Here is a 14,614-nt window from a genome sequence, read left to right as displayed (position 1 = left end):
TCGGCATGCTCGGCCATGGGCAGGCGGCGCTTCGTCATAAATGGAGTGAATCATGATTTGCAGAAAACAGGAATCCCTCCTGCCACCGGATTTGCTCCAGTTACTGCTACCCGATCTCGTTCGGGCGGAGGATGCTCTCGCGCGGCTGGACGAGAGGGCTTTGCGCTCCTCAGTCGGAGAGGGCTTTGCCGAGCGCCGACATTTCTTCGATGCCGTGGGCGCAATGTGGGTTGCTGGCGAGCTTGTCCATGTCGAGGATCTTGTGCTTCACGACGCGCATATGGACACGCGCACGCCAAGCCATGAGCTGACGATCGCGCATGGGGTCTTGCGTGCCCGGCGGAGGATATGGACGGGCGAGCCTGGCTGGTCGTTGAGTGCCGCAGGTCTCGCTGTGCTGGCCGGGAGCGGGGGAGGGGAGGAGCGCGCTCCGGAGCAAAAGGGTGCCGAGCCCGCGGGCGATGATGACGACGGCGTTGACGATGCCCTCTCGGCGGAGCTAGCGGAGATCGATGCGGTGCTGGAACGTTCGCAGCGGCTGTTGGACAGCCATCTGGCCAATGCACCCGCCGAAGTCGCCGTGACGTCTTCCAAGGAAAAGCGTAGCGATGATCCGCTCGGGCTCTTCGATGACGAGGAATGGGACGAGTCGGCGCGGTTGCGCGAATGGAGAGGCGTGCTCGCGATCGCGGATCAGTTGCCGCCGACAATAGGCGCAGCGGTTCTTTTCGAGGCATGGGAAAAGATCGAGCCGCTGCGGCGGCAACACTGGCTCGGCGGTTTGCTTGTTGCGAGTTACCTCCGGTCGCGCGGGAAGGTGACGTCGCATCTCTTCTCCTTCTACGCCGGCCTGAAGACTGTTCGCCACGAGCGTCGCCGTGCGCGTGACAGGCTGACGCGACTACAGGCCTTTCTTGATGGCATGACCGAAAGTGCTGTCCTGGGCTTGAAGGAGATGGACCGGCTTTCCCTGGCGCAGACGCAGATGGAAATGCGCTTCAAGGATCGGCGCTCGAATAGCAGTCTTCCGGACCTTGCGAGTTTTGTGCTGTCGCGACCGATGGTGTCCTCCGCCATGGTGGCGCGCGAGCTCCGGATCACCAGCCGCGGCGCGCTCAATCTCCTGAATGAGATCGGTATCCGCGAGATTACCGGCCGTGGCCGCTATCGGGCCTGGGGTATCCTCTGAACAAAAAGAAAGCGGCCGAGCCAAGGCTCAGCCGCTTCCGTGTAGTGAACACCCGATCCGCGCATCCTGTCACAGCGTGCGGACCGGGCGTTCTAGCGCTTCCATTGCCCCCAGAAGCGCTTAGGCCTATTCCCGCTCACCCGTGAAGTTGAGCAGCAGCTGGAAGATGTTGACGAAGTTCAGGTAGAGCGAGAGCGCGCCGAAGACGGCAAGCTTCTGGTTCGATTCCTGGTCGTAGTTCTCCGAATACTGTTCCTTGATATTCTGCGTGTCGTAGGCGGTGAGGCCGACGAAGACGAGAATGCCGATCACCGAGATCGCGAACTGCAGTGCGCTTGAGCCCAGAAAGATATTCACGAGGCTCGCGATGACCACGCCGATAAGGCCCATCATCAGGAAGGAACCGAAACGGGAGAGGTCACGCTTGGTCACATAGCCATAGAGGCTGGTCGTGCCGAACATGGTCGCGGCGATGAAGAAGGTGCGCGCGATGCTGGTGCCGGTGAAGACCAGGAAGACGGACGCGAGCGACAGGCCCATGACGGCACAGAAGGCCCAGAAGGTCATCTGGGCTGCGCCGGCCGACATCGTCTGGATCTTGAACGAGAAGAAGAAGACGAAGGCCAGCGGCGCGAGCATCACGACCCACTTCAGCGGCGACTGGAAGATCGGCACGTAAAGTGCCGGCGTGCTGCCGACGATGAATGCGATGATGCCGGTGATGACAAGGCCGACCCCCATGTAGTTATAGACGCGCAGCATGTGCTGGCGCAGACCTTCGTCGAACAGTGCCTGCGAACCGGCGGCGGAGCCAAAACCGTAGCGCGGATTGATCGGATTCATACAGATCTCCTCGATTGAACTAGTAGAGGGTACGAGCAAGCTGATCAGCTGCTCGATCCAGAGTGATGGTGCGATCGCCGGTGACGAGTGCGTAAGCGACGTCGCCTATCTGCCAGTAGGCTGCCTCCGCGTTATCAAGCGCGATATGGCTGACGGATGCCACGGAGAACGAACCCGGGCGAACCGCGAACAACGAAAGCTGCTTGCCGTCGTCGGTCCGCAGCGCCATCTCGACGCTCGGGCCGAACTCCGACGGGAAGATCTGAACGTCGGAAATCTTCCAGTCCGCCGGAAGCTGCGGCATGACGATCGCCGTTGCCGCGCGGATATCCTCCGGCTTGTAGCTCGCAACCGATTGCGATGGCATGGATTGCCTCAGCATCGCCGTTTGATAGGCGCGCACGGCGTCCTCGACATAAGCAGGGGCGGGAACCGATGCTGACACTTCGGTTGCGGTAAACGCACCGAAGGAGTTGTGTGCGACCCAGCCGGCCGCGACGAGAACGCCGACAGCAGCGATGCGCTGCATCGTGTGGAAGATCCTGCCATAGGCAAGGCCGCGTTCCAGGCGGCGGGCCGCATCACGCGTTTCGGCCCGGCCGAACGCGGTCTCGTTTGCAAGCGCCAGACGCAATTCGCCCCTCATGCTGAGGTCCGCCATGACCTTGGCAGCGGTCTTCGGATGTTCGGACAGGAAGGTTTCCACCTGGATGCGTCGTGCGACGTCAAGCTCGCCATCGACATAGGCGTCGAGATCGGCGTCGATGATCGGATCAACTGTCTTCATTGTCGCCCCCTTCGATCAATCTCAAATGCGAAATAAGCGGCGTCTTCTCTTCGAATTCCCTCAGCTGGGCGCGAGCGCGCGAAATGCGCGACATCAGCGTCCCGATCGGTATCCCGAGCGCCGTTGCGGCTTCCTGGTAGGAAAGGTCTTCGATGGCGACGAGATGGAGCGCTTCGCGCTGCTCTTCCGGAAGATGGAAGAACGCGTTGCGAACCTGCTGCAGCCGAACCGCATGTTCCTGGCCGGCCGGCAGGGACTGGTCGGCTGCCGCGGCGGCCTCATCGTGCCGACGTGTCAGCGACCTGCCCTGCCGGACGCGGTCGATGTGAGCGTTATGCAGAATTGAGAGCAGCCAGGTACGCAAGTTACCACCACGATGGAAGCTCTGCTTTTTCTCCAATGCCCGGACCAAGGCATCGTGGACCAGATCTTCGGCGTCATCCGAATTGCGCACGAGCGAACGCGCATAACGCCGAAGCGCTGCGAGCTGGCCAATGACATCGAATGGGCGTTCCTTCCGTTCCATGATTGAGTATACGCGGCTGTCGAAGGTTTTATTCCCGGCATAATTAAAAAAATGTGCAAATAGCGACTTGGCTCTGAAATGTCGTCCGCTTAGCCTGCATGTCATGGTTTTCATGGCGAAGCCCGTACAACTGCAGGAACACAACTATGTCTGGCGGAACAATCCGGCTCTTGACGCCCGAGGATGCTTTGGCGTTCAAGCAAATACGAATGGAAGCGCTACGCTGCGAACCCGCCGCATATGCGAGCACTCTTGCGGACTGGGAGAGCCTTTCCCTTAATGAATGGGGCAGCCGATTAGTCGAAATGCCGGTCTTTGGCGCTTTCCAGGATGATGAGCCAGTCGGCATCATGGGGTTGATGCGGCAGAAGCCCAGCAAGACGATGCATCGAGCAACGATCATCATGGTCTATGTGCGCAGCAACCTGCGCGGAACCGATCTCGCCAGAAGACTTCTGGCAGCGGTCATGAAGTATGCCGGCGACAACGGGACCAGACAGCTGGAGCTTGCAGTCAGCGCGGAAAACCCCGCGGCGTACCGCTTCTATCGGCGTGAAGGCTTCGTCGAGATCGGTCGGATTCCAGGCGGTTTTCTTCACGAGGGTGAAGAGGTTGACGAGATCATGATGGCGCGCCGGACAGAGCCCTGGCGCCATTCGGTCCAACTTGAACGGTACGCTATCCTGGCGCAGTCCTAGATCGCCCGTTCCTCGGACAGCTCTTCGAGAATGGGACAATCTGGGCGGTCGTTGCCGTGGCAGGCGTGCACGAGGTGTTCCAACGTCCGGCGTAGTTCGGTCAGTTCTCGGATCTTGCGGTCGATCTCCGTAAGCTTGGTCTGGGTCAACTCCTTCACGTCGGCACTGGCCCGGCTCTTGTCTTCATATAACGCCAGCAGCTGCCGGCATTCCTCGACCGAGAAGCCGAGCCCGCGGGACTTCTGCAGGAAGCGCAGCTTGTGGACGTCGGCTACCGCATAGTCGCGATAGCCATTGTCGCTCCGATCAGGGTTGATGAGCCCGATATCCTCGTAGTAGCGGATCGTCTTGGCCGGCAGGCCGGAGCGCTCCGATGCTTGACCGATATTCATGGCACCCTCCTAAAGTTTGGCGAACCGCAGCCGCAACGCGTTGCTGATGACGGAGACGGATGAGAGGCTCATGGCCGCAGCAGCGATCATCGGCGAGAGCAGGAGGCCGAAAACCGGATAGAGCACCCCTGCGGCAAGCGGAACCCCAAGAGCATTGTAACCGAAGGCGAAGCCCAGGTTCTGGCGGATGTTGCGCATCGTCGCTTCAGCCAGCCGCCGGGCGCGGACGATGCCGTTGAGGTCGCCTTTTACCAGCGTGATGCCGGCGCTTTCCATTGCGACATCCGCTCCCGTGCCCATGGCGATGCCGACATCGGCCGCTGCGAGCGCCGGCGCATCGTTGACGCCGTCACCGGCCATGGCGACGACTGCACCCCTGGCATGCAACTCATCGATCAGCGCTTTCTTGCCCTCAGGAAGAACGTCGGCGCGAACCTCGTTGATCCCGAGGCTCGCTGCCACGGCCCGTGCGGTTCTCTCGTTGTCGCCGGTCGCCATGATGATCTTCAGGCCGGTGTCGTGCAACGCCTTGATCGCCGCCGCGGTCGTGGGCTTGATGCGATCGGCGACCGCGACGAAGCCTGCGAGGTTCCGGTCGACGACAACGAACATCACCGTCTTGCCGGCGTCCCGGAGCGGTTGGATCTGGCCGGCGAGCGGCTCCACATCAATCTTGAGCGCCGCCATCATGGCGGCATTGCCGAGGGCCACGGCCGCACCGCCTGCCTTGCCTTCCACACCCTTGCCCGTGATGGATCGGAAGTCGCTGACATCGAGCAGGGAGACACCAGCCTCCTGTGCGCCGGCAACGATCGCTTCCGCCAGCGGATGCTCCGAGCCGCGCTCGAGGCTGGCAGCCAGGCGCAGAAGCTCGTTGGCCTCGATGCTGCCGAACGGCACGATATCAGTCAATTTCGGCTTACCTTCGGTGAGGGTGCCGGTCTTGTCGACGATCAGCGTATCGACCTTGGCGAAACGCTCGAGCGCTTCGGCATCCTTGATCAAGACCCCTTCCTGTGCGCCGCGGCCGGTCGCGATCATGATCGACATCGGTGTTGCAAGGCCCAATGCACAGGGGCAGGCGATGATCAGCACCGCCACCGCGGCGAGCAGCGCATGTGCCATGCGGGGTTCGGGGCCGACGAAAGCCCACACGAGGAACGCGACAATGGCCGCGGCTACCACGGCCGGGACGAAGACGGCGGAGACACGGTCAACCGCTCCCTGGATCGGTGCGCGCGAGCGCTGAGCCTTGGCCACCATGTCGACGATCCGCGACAGGGTGGTGTCCGCGCCGACCTTTTCAGCTGTCATGACCAGCGTGCCGTTGCCGTTGATGGTGCCACCGGTGAGCGGCGCACCCGTTTCCTTTTCCACCGGCATTGGCTCGCCTGAGATCATGGATTCATCGACTGTCGACTGACCCTCGCTGACCGTTCCATCCACGGGAATCCGTTCGCCTGGGCGAACACGCAGGCGGTCGCCCACCACGACGTCGTCGACTGCGATATCGGTTTCCGCACCATCCGCTGCCAGACGACGTGCCGTCTTCGGCGCGAGATCGAGCAAGGCGCGAATGGCCGAGCCCGTGCGTTCGCGGGCCTTCAATTCAAGCACCTGGCCGACGAAGACGAGGGCGACGATGACGGCTGCGGCTTCGAAATAGACGGGAACAGCGCCGCCATGACCACTGAAAGTATGCGGGAAGATGCCAGGCATCAGGGTCGCCACGACACTGTAGATGTAGGCGGTTGCGACACCGAGCCCGATCAGGGTCCACATGTTGGGGCTGCGGTTGATGACCGAGGCCCATGCGCGGCGGAAAAAGGGGAGGGCCGCCCAGAGGACGACGGGTGTTGCCAGCAGCAATTCGAGCCAGGTCGATAGCGGTTCACCAATCCAATCACGCAACGGCAGGCCGACCATTGGGCCCATGCTGAGCACGAGCAGCGGCACCGACAACGTCGCGCTGATCCACAGGCGTCGTGTGAAATCGACAAGTTCGGGATTGGGGCCTTCGTCAGCCGGTGGGATGCCCATCGGTTCCAGCGCCATTCCACATTTCGGGCAATCGGCGGGATGGTCACTGATGACCTCGGGATGCATCGGGCAGGTGTATAGCGTGCCCTTTGGCACAGGCTTGGCCGCCGGCCTGGTGCCGTCGCGGTAGGCCTCCGGGTCGGCCTCGAACTTCGTCTTGCAACCGGCAGAGCAGAAATAGAACTTCTCGCCATCGTGCTTCAGGAAGTGCGCGGCGGTCGCGCGGTCAACGCTCATGCCGCAGACGGGATCCTTGGCTGTCCGATAATCCTCGGGCGAGGCCTCGAATTTGCTGCGGCAGCCCGCGGAGCAAAAATGATAGGTCTGTCCGCCATAGACCAGCGACGGCTTTCCGGCGTTTGGATCGACGGTCATCCCGCAGACCGGATCGCGGACCACAGGCGCATCTGGTTCGTCATGCCGATGACTTCCATGGCAATGATCGGGATGGTGCGAGTGCTTGCTGTCCATAAGAGTCTCCTTCGCCCACTGGGGCAGTGGATAGGCTTATGAACCTTCCAGCAACTGGAAGGTCAAGCGGAAAATTCGAAGTCGCCGCGTTTGTTCAGTGGGGGCGTTTCGTCAGTCGATGAACACGCCGACGCTTGCGGCCCGGCCCATGGCGTCAATCACTGTGAGCTTGGAATATCCCCCGCCATCCGGCATCCACTGGTTGGTCCTGCGGCGTGAGATGTCCGGCAGGGGCTTGCCGTTCGCAAGCCAGCGGAACGGTGCCCGCCCGCCTTGCAGCTTCAGCATCAGTGGTGAAAGCGCTCCGCCCTTGGCGCCGAGATCGACATGCGCGCCCTCCGGCGGGTAGACGATCTGCGGAGCCGGTTCACGGCCTGAGGTTGCCAGAAGGCCGCTCGGATTGATCGCGAAGCGGCGCTGGCTGATCGGCAGCTGCGCCTGCGCGATCCGCACTGCGCCGGAAGGGGGGCGGGGCAGGGGCGTCGTCGCGAGACCGGATTTCGCGAACCCCTCGAACAGGATCGGTGCGGCAGTGCCGTAGCCGGTCAGCCCAGGTACCGCGCCGTTGTCAGGTCGGCCCACCCACACGCCCAGCACATAACGCCCGCCATAACCGACAGACCATGCGTCGCGATAGCCGTAGCTGGTGCCGGTCTTATAGGCGATGCCGCGTTGCGGGGCGCCGGCTGGAGGAATGACGCCTGACAGGATATCCGTGACGTTCCAGACCGCTACCGGCTCCAGCAGCGCCTCGCCGTCGATCTTGCCGGGTTGGCTGAGCACGCCGTCTCCGATCCGGACGGGTTGGCCTCGATTGGCAAGCGCGGTGTAGAGCTGAACGAGATCCTTGAGAGTAATGCCGACACCACCAAGCCCGATCGCAAGTCCCGGCGTTTCGTTGGGCGGCAGAACGGGGCGCACTTCGGCTCTGCGGAAACGCACAAGGAGCTTGGCGGGATTGACGGCGTCCAGCAACTTGACGGCCGGAACGTTGAGCGAGAGCTGGAGCGCGTCGCGGACCGTTACGTCACCTTGGTAGGTCATGTCGAAATTCCGCGGCCGATATCCGAAGAAATCGGCCGGCCGGTCTTCGATGATCGTCTCCTGGCTGACCAGACCTTCTTCGAAGGCAAGGCCATAGATGAACGGCTTGAGTGTCGACCCGGGCGAGCGATTGACACGCGTCATGTCGATCCAGCCGGAACGGCTTGCGTCGAAATAGTCGGCGGAGCCGACCTCGCCCACGATCTCGCCCGTCTGGGCATCCGCCATCACCATTGCCAAGGAGAGCTTCGGCCCGAGCTTGAGGGATGCGGCGCGGGCCACGCTTTCAAGACCCTCCTGCACGCGTTTCTTCAATGTCGTCTGGTGTGTCGAGACGCCTGGCTGCTTGCGCAGCGCTGCTTCCGCGACGTGGGCCGCGAGCGATGGTAGTTGCATCCGCTTTGCCGGCACGAGGACTGCTTCGGCGCGTTGCGCTTCGCCATCTCCGACAGCCTCGGCGACCGCGGGACGCTCAAGCACGCGCTTGCGCGCTGTTTCAGCGGCCGCAAGGTTGCGATCGGGTCGGCGTTTCTCCGGCAATTGCGGAAGGGCAACCAGCAGGGCCGCCTGCGCCACCGTCAGGCGTTTTGGCTCCTTGCCGAAATAGGCAAGGCTTGCGGCGCGGACACCCTCGAGGTTGCCGCCATAGGGCGCATGAGTAAGGTAGAGGTTGAGGATCTCTTGCTTGGACAGCCGCCGCTCGATCTGTATCGCACGCGCCACCTGCAACAGTTTTGCCGAAAGCGAGCGGCCCTGCCGCGGCTCGATCAACCTCGCCACCTGCATCGACAAGGTGGAGGCACCCGAGACGATACGACCGTTGGTGACAAGCTGGGCCGCGGCGCGGCCGACGGCCCAGGGGTCGACTCCGCCGTGCTCGTAAAAACGCCGGTCCTCATAGGCAACCAGCATCTTCAAGAATTGCGGATCGACATCATCGACGGTCGTCTTCAACCGCCATCGGCCTTCCCCGGTTGCGAAGGCGCGCAGAAGCTCACCGTCCGCATCGAGCACTTCGGCCGAGACGCTGGCCGTGTCGAGCCGAGGCGGAAACGCCTTGTCCAGTGCGAGGAGAGCGAGCACGGCGGCGCCGGCAAGCAGGATGCCCGCCGCAGCTGCGATCGCGACTGTTCGCTTCCGTCTCATGGCTGTGCCGCCACGACCTCCATCTTGCCGGTTGCCGTGCGGGCCGAGAGTTGCGGCCGGTACATGTCCTCGACATTGGCCGCTGGATGATCGTAGACGCCTGGAGTAACCGCACGCACGACATAGGCGACGTTGATTTCGCGATTGTCGTCCGCGCTGCGGTTGAATGCCGCTACGAACCGGTCGTTGCGGAATTCGGTGTGCGCGGCCGAAACCTCGCCGATCCAGTCGAAATTCGTCAGTTGGGCACTGTCGACCAGGCTCGGATTGTCGATCTGGAAGCCGGCCGGCAGCAGATCGGTAATGACGATCCGTGATGGCCACTGGTTGGTTTCGGTCACATGCAAAACGACGACATAGCGCTCGTTCTGCTTGGCTTCGGTGACGTTCGCCTGCTCGCCATCGAGAGTGTAGTAGGTGCGATCGATGGCAAAACCGTCGCCGCCCGCTGGCAGCGGAACAGCAGGCGCCGCAACCGTCGTGACGACGGCAGACACCGCATCTCCCGTCTGGTTGGTCAGCGTCAGGGGATGACCCATCAATGCGTCACCGGTCATGCGCGCCATGTAGGCGCCGCTGTGCAGCGCACCGTTGACGTCGAGTTTCAGGGAGTCGTCGCCACCCTGGATCGCGCGGGCGGCAAGAAGCATCCATGCCTGCTCCTGCGTGCTCGTATACTTGCTGCGCTCCCATTCCTTTGCGACAGCCTTGGCAAGCTCCGGCACCACCGGCGGCACGGGCCGGCTTTCGGCGGCGAGCGCCAGGATCGCGGCGCCGTCGCGCAGAACCGAGCCATAGTCGGTGCGCGAGAGGTTGACCCTCGACACCATCGATTGCTGGGACATCTGCAACGCGTCGACGAAGATGTTCTTCGACCGCGTCGCGTCGCCGTAAAGCGCAAGTGCTGCGGCTATGTGAGCCTTGGCAAGCGGCGTCGGGAAGTCGTTGATCATCGTATCCGCGTAGTAGCGAAGATCGCTGATTGCGGCCTTCTTGTTGCGGGCGAGCACATAGAGCGCGTAGGCGATCTGATCGCCCTGGTCCTTGACGTTGACGTCGTAGCTCAAGGCATTCTGCAGATTTTCGAGCGCCTGGGCGAGTGCCCGGTCCGGCACGTCGTACTTCTGTTCACGAGCACGCGTCAGGAAGTCGGTGACGTAGGAATCGAGCCAGAGATCTCCGCTATCGGGTCCCCAGAGACCGAAGCTGCCGGCCGAAGCCTGATAGGAGAGAACGCGGTAGATGGCATCCTGAACGCGTTTCTTGACATCCGCATCGTCCTCCAGCCCGGCTTGTTCTGCGAGTTCGCTGAGATAGAGCAGGGGCAGCGCCCGGCTGGTCGTCTGCTCCGCGCAACCGAAGGGATAGCGATCCAGCGACATCAGAAGCGCAGGGATGTCGAAGGCAGCCGAGCGGGTGACGCTGACGCTCACCGACGCGCCCGGCAGCACGCTGTCTGCCAGCAGCGCCTTGTCCACCGTCAGCTTCGCGCCTGGCTTTAGCGCAAGCACGCGCCGCTCCGTGACAGGCAGAACCGCAGGCCGAACGGGAACGTCGACCGACTGATCCAGAGAAAGCCCCGATGCGTCCGAGAGGTTGATTGAAACGCTGCCGTTGCCCGGCTGTAGGCCGGTGACGGCAAGCGTCAGCGCCGATTTGGCGCCAGCGTCCAGCCGGATCGTCTGCGCACCGTTGTCGACGCCAACGGCATCATTGCCGGTTACCGCGAGCTTGTAGTCGCCGGCAGGCGCGTCGGTGTTGGCGATATCAAGTCGCAGCTGCGACTTGTCGCCGGGCGCCAGGAAGCGCGGCAGGCTGGCTGTCACGACAACGGGATCGCGGATGATCACATCGCGGGTTGCATGACCGACGCCCGATTTCGACCACGCCACTGCCATGAGGCGCGCGGTACCGTTGAATTGGGGAATGTCGAAGCTGACCTTCGCCTTGCCTTCGGCGTCGAGCTTGATCGGACCGGAGAAGAAGGCGACCAGTTTCTGGGTCGGCGGGCTCGCCTGCAACGCGATCGCCCCGCCGTCGCCGCCGGTTCTGAGTTTTCCGGTCGCGCCGAGGGAGCCATCGATCAGCCGGCCATAGAGATCACGGATTTCGAGGCCGAGCTGTCGCTGGCCGAAATACCAATCCTCGGGGTTTGGCGGGTCGTAGCGCGTGAGATTGAGAATGCCGACATCGACTGCGGCGACAGTGACATAGGCATCCTCGTTGGCGCCCGCACCGGCAACCGCAAGGCTGATGGGAAGCGATCCGCGCGGAAGCATCTTTTCAGGCGCATCGATCTTCACCTGCAGGGCGCGATCGGCCGGATCGACCTTCAGCCATTTCACGCCAATGGCGCGCATCGGCATATGGCTGTCTTGTGCGTCGCCGGGCCGGAATAAGGTCGCGGTGACATAGGCACCGGCACCCCAGTCGGCGGTGACGGGAATATCCACCTCACCGCCCTTGTCGCCGATCGATGCGTTATGCACGGCGACGAGCGTCTCGGTTCCGGCGGCGATCATCAGCTCGCCGGCGTAGCGGGACGTAACCTTCAGCTTGGCGGTATCGCCGACCTTGTAGCTGTCCTTGTCGAGTGCGATTTCCAGGCCATCCGGCGTTTCGGTCGACGCCGCCTGCACGAACCAGCCGGCATCGAATTCGACGCTGGACGTCGGGCCGTCGGTATCGGTGCTTTCCACCTCAAGGCGGTAGCGCCCCCATTGTACCGCAGACGAGATCTTGGCGCCGTCCATGCTAGCGTCGACATTGCCGTTGCCGACCTGCTCGGCTGTATAGACCGGCTCATACTTCCATGCGGTGCCGTCGCGATACCACTGGTAGTCACGGTTGAGCTTGTAGAGCCTCCAGCGGAGGCCCTTCATGTCCTGCTTCTGGCCGTTGGCGCTGACGCCGATAACCGTGAAGTTTGCGAGCGAGTTTTCGCCGAGCTCAGTAAATTCCGGCTTGATGCCGATCATCGGTCCCTGGTTCTTGACCGGCAGGACAAGCGAGCGTTCGATGGCCCGACCGCCTGCCTCCTGCATGCGGATATAGACGGTCGCGTTGAGAAGCTGGGTTGTTGCCGGAAGGTCGCCAACGGTCAGCTCGGTAACACCCTCGCCATTTTCATCCAGATCCGGCAGCCCCTCGATCGACTGGCGCGTATCTTCACTTGCCTCTTCATCCGCAAGGCCGAAGAAATAGCCGGGGAAGGCGTCTGCCTGACGCGTCGGCTTGATCACGACATCGCCTTCAAGCGTAAGACCGGCGGCCGGTGCACCATAGAGATACTTGCCGGAAATGTTGATCGTCGCCGGGGTATCGGGGCCAATTACCTTGGCCTCGGTCTTGATCTCCATATCGGTCCGATCGGGCACGAAGTCGTCGACCAGGAAGCTTTTCGTTGCAATCGGCGACCCCTTCGGGTCGGTATGCACGTTCATCGTCCAGGTGCCGCGCATGGCATTGTCCTGGACGGCAAAATCGATGGTATATCCGCCAATGTTGCTGGTCTGGCTGACGATCCTGCGATCTTCGACACCGTCGGGGCGCAGGAAGATGAAGGTCAGCGGCAGGTTTTCGATCGCCTTGCCGTCCGTATCCCTGGCAAGGGCTGAGGCATGAACGGTTTCGCCGACGCGGTAGATGCCGCGCTCCGTCCAGGTCAGGACGTCGATTGCGCCAGGCGATGCGCGACCTGTGACACCGCGATCGGAAAGGTCGAAGCCCGCGCGCGTCATGTCGAGGAAGACATAATCCGAGGTGCCGTTTTTCGCGGTGATCACGGCCGGCGTCAGCGCCGCCGTGCCGCGAATGAGGCCGGCGGTGAAGATGGCGCGGCCATTGTCGTCGGTCGTTGCAGTCCCCAGCACCTCATTGTTTTTTGCAAGCAGCTGCAAGAAAACGCCCGCCATCGGCTTGGCGGTGGCAAGCGAACGGGCAAAGACATTCAGCCCATCCGTTCCAGCATAGGTTGTAACGCCGATGTCGGAGACCACGAACCATTGGGTTGCCTGGGAATTCCAGTCCTGATCGGGCGCATTGGGGGCTGTCGCGGTCAGCACATAGACCCCGGGCTTGCGCTCGGGCAGCGCCTCGTCCACCGGGAAACTGGTGACGACGTCCTTGTTGAGGTCATTGGCGATATCGATCGCGCCCTGCCAGACCAATTCACCACTCTCGTCCTGGATACGCTGGGCGCTATAGCCGTCGATCTGCGTCAGAAACTGCGAGCTGGTCAAAAGTGGCGCGATCCCACGATCGCCGATGCGGTAGAGCTTCAGATTGGCCGACGGCATGTTGACGGAAACGAGCGGGATCCCGCGGCGGGCGGTCGACGGCAGCACGAAGCTGTCGCCGGTGAAGCGTACGCTGGCGGTCCTATCCTTGACATAGATATCAAGGCTGACCGGCGCTTCCAGCACTTCGTCGACGGAGGAGGGGAGGCCCGTGCGGAAGGCAATCTTGTAGTTCTCGCCGTGCGTCAGGCCCTCGACGCAGATCTGCTTGTCCTTTGTTTCGAGGGCCTTCGGTGCAGCTCCGTTCAGCGTCACGAAAGGCGTATAGTCGGTCGTCTTGATCAATGATTCAGAGAAGGTAACGCAGGCACGGGGCGTTGCGCTATCGGCGTCGACAGTGTGTTCGGTAATCCGGAACCCCTGCGTTGCCTTCAGCTGCAGAAATGCCGCCTGCACGTCCTTGGAACTGACGAGCGCCAGGCTTGCCTTGTACGCATTGAGGGCAGCGCGATAATTCGTGTTCTTCTCGAGAGCCGCGGCAAGAACGGCAAGCGCATCCGCCCGGCTGGTGGTCGTCCGCGTCAGGTCGTAGCCGTTGACGGCATCCAATACGGCCTGGCCGTAGATGTCGCTGCCATTGTTGTCGTCGGTCTTGACGAAGCTGTCGCCGGCTCGGGCGGTTTCCAGCCAAAGGTCGGCGTTGTCAGGGGTCAGGGCGAGCGCACTGCGGAAGGATTTCAAGGCATCGATGACATTGCCGGAGGTCAGGTCGATCCGCGCGTTGGCAATCAGGCTATCGGCCGATTGCCCCTGCTGGTCGTCGGCGACATCAAGGTTTGCCTTGTCGTCGCGTGCCTGTTGCAGCACGTCGCCGGAGAGGAAGGTGATGCGGGGGGCAGCACCCAGATCCGGCTCCTGCTGGCCGGCCGTCTCGACGATCTTGCCGGCAATGGCGCCGGGGAAGGCGTTCATTGTCTTGAAGTCAGATTTCAGAAAGCACCACTGCACCTTCGGATTATAGGTAAAGGCCTTGCAGCTCTTGTCGCCGATGCAGGAGGTCTTGCACTGGTCCAGCGTGACGTTTTGCTCCGTACGCAGATCGAAGCCGAAATAGTCGGCATCCTTGACGGTCTGGATCTCGCGTTTGGCGTCCGCAGCAAAGACCGAATATCCCGCCGTCAAGGTTGAAAGAACAAGTGCAGAAATGGCGAAAAGCGAGCGTACAGACATAGGTTCCCCC

9 protein-coding genes are annotated in these 14,614 nt (G+C 62.3%); 2 read left to right on the top strand and 7 right to left on the bottom strand.

Annotated features, from left to right (window positions below):
• Positions 1-52 precede the first annotated feature (52 nt).
• A complete protein-coding gene (locus QTL94_RS09815) occupies positions 53-1,189 on the top strand; it encodes an RHE_PE00001 family protein (RefSeq protein ID WP_289801394.1) in 1,137 nt (378 codons plus the stop codon).
• A gap of 126 nt (positions 1,190-1,315) precedes the next feature.
• Here the strand turns inward: QTL94_RS09815 and QTL94_RS09810 are convergent, their stop codons facing one another.
• From QTL94_RS09810 to QTL94_RS09800, 3 genes are read right to left on the bottom strand one after another with little or no spacing between them, the layout of a single operon-like run.
• Positions 1,316-2,032, bottom strand: coding sequence for a Bax inhibitor-1/YccA family protein (locus tag QTL94_RS09810; protein ID WP_065692864.1), 717 nt, complete (start codon positions 2,030-2,032; stop codon positions 1,316-1,318).
• A 19-nt stretch (positions 2,033-2,051) separates the two neighbouring features.
• Positions 2,052-2,819, bottom strand: coding sequence for an anti-sigma factor family protein (locus QTL94_RS09805; protein ID WP_289801393.1), 768 nt, complete (start codon positions 2,817-2,819; stop codon positions 2,052-2,054).
• Positions 2,806-3,345 carry a sigma-70 family RNA polymerase sigma factor gene (locus QTL94_RS09800; RefSeq protein ID WP_289801392.1) on the bottom strand — a complete coding sequence of 180 codons (540 nt, stop codon included), beginning with the start codon at positions 3,343-3,345 and terminating at the stop codon, positions 2,806-2,808. Before QTL94_RS09800 ends, QTL94_RS09805 begins: the two co-directional genes overlap by 14 nt.
• A 146-nt stretch (positions 3,346-3,491) precedes the next feature.
• Between QTL94_RS09800 and QTL94_RS09795 the strand changes: the two genes are divergently transcribed.
• On the top strand, positions 3,492-4,043 hold the full coding sequence (locus tag QTL94_RS09795) for a GNAT family N-acetyltransferase (RefSeq protein ID WP_289801391.1): 552 nt from the start codon (positions 3,492-3,494) through the stop codon (positions 4,041-4,043).
• Here QTL94_RS09795 and cueR read toward each other — a convergent pair.
• From cueR to QTL94_RS09775, 4 genes are all read right to left on the bottom strand, one after another.
• The gene (cueR, locus tag QTL94_RS09790; protein WP_289801390.1) at positions 4,040-4,435 is read right to left on the bottom strand and encodes a Cu(I)-responsive transcriptional regulator; all 396 of its coding nucleotides are present in this window, start codon (positions 4,433-4,435) and stop codon (positions 4,040-4,042) included. The genes QTL94_RS09795 and cueR overlap by 4 nt on opposite strands.
• Before the next feature lie 9 nt (positions 4,436-4,444).
• The gene (locus tag QTL94_RS09785) at positions 4,445-6,946 is read right to left on the bottom strand and encodes a heavy metal translocating P-type ATPase (protein ID WP_289801389.1); all 2,502 of its coding nucleotides are present in this window, start codon (positions 6,944-6,946) and stop codon (positions 4,445-4,447) included.
• Between the two features lie 111 nt (positions 6,947-7,057).
• The gene (gene pbpC, locus QTL94_RS09780) at positions 7,058-9,136 is read right to left on the bottom strand and encodes a penicillin-binding protein 1C (protein ID WP_289801388.1); all 2,079 of its coding nucleotides are present in this window, start codon (positions 9,134-9,136) and stop codon (positions 7,058-7,060) included.
• Positions 9,133-14,604, bottom strand: coding sequence for an alpha-2-macroglobulin family protein (locus tag QTL94_RS09775; protein WP_289801387.1), 5,472 nt, complete (start codon positions 14,602-14,604; stop codon positions 9,133-9,135). The genes pbpC and QTL94_RS09775 overlap by 4 nt, the downstream gene beginning before the upstream one ends.
• Positions 14,605-14,614 lie beyond the last annotated feature (10 nt).

Source organism: Rhizobium sp. S96 (assembly GCF_030382195.1).
Lineage (GTDB): Bacteria > Pseudomonadota > Alphaproteobacteria > Rhizobiales > Rhizobiaceae > Rhizobium.
The sequence above is the reverse complement of the archived record's forward strand: the minus strand, read 5'-3'. Positions and strand labels throughout refer to the sequence as shown.

Coding starts and splice junctions, on each gene's coding strand:
- QTL94_RS09815 (WP_289801394.1), top strand. CDS start 53: ATGATTTGCAGAAAACAGGAATCCCTCCTGCCACCGGATTTGCTCCAG.
- QTL94_RS09810 (WP_065692864.1), bottom strand. CDS start 2,032: ATGAATCCGATCAATCCGCGCTACGGTTTTGGCTCCGCCGCCGGTTCG.
- QTL94_RS09805 (WP_289801393.1), bottom strand. CDS start 2,819: ATGAAGACAGTTGATCCGATCATCGACGCCGATCTCGACGCCTATGTC.
- QTL94_RS09800 (WP_289801392.1), bottom strand. CDS start 3,345: ATGGAACGGAAGGAACGCCCATTCGATGTCATTGGCCAGCTCGCAGCG.
- QTL94_RS09795 (WP_289801391.1), top strand. CDS start 3,492: ATGTCTGGCGGAACAATCCGGCTCTTGACGCCCGAGGATGCTTTGGCG.
- cueR (WP_289801390.1), bottom strand. CDS start 4,435: ATGAATATCGGTCAAGCATCGGAGCGCTCCGGCCTGCCGGCCAAGACG.
- QTL94_RS09785 (WP_289801389.1), bottom strand. CDS start 6,946: ATGGACAGCAAGCACTCGCACCATCCCGATCATTGCCATGGAAGTCAT.
- pbpC (WP_289801388.1), bottom strand. CDS start 9,136: ATGAGACGGAAGCGAACAGTCGCGATCGCAGCTGCGGCGGGCATCCTG.
- QTL94_RS09775 (WP_289801387.1), bottom strand. CDS start 14,604: ATGTCTGTACGCTCGCTTTTCGCCATTTCTGCACTTGTTCTTTCAACC.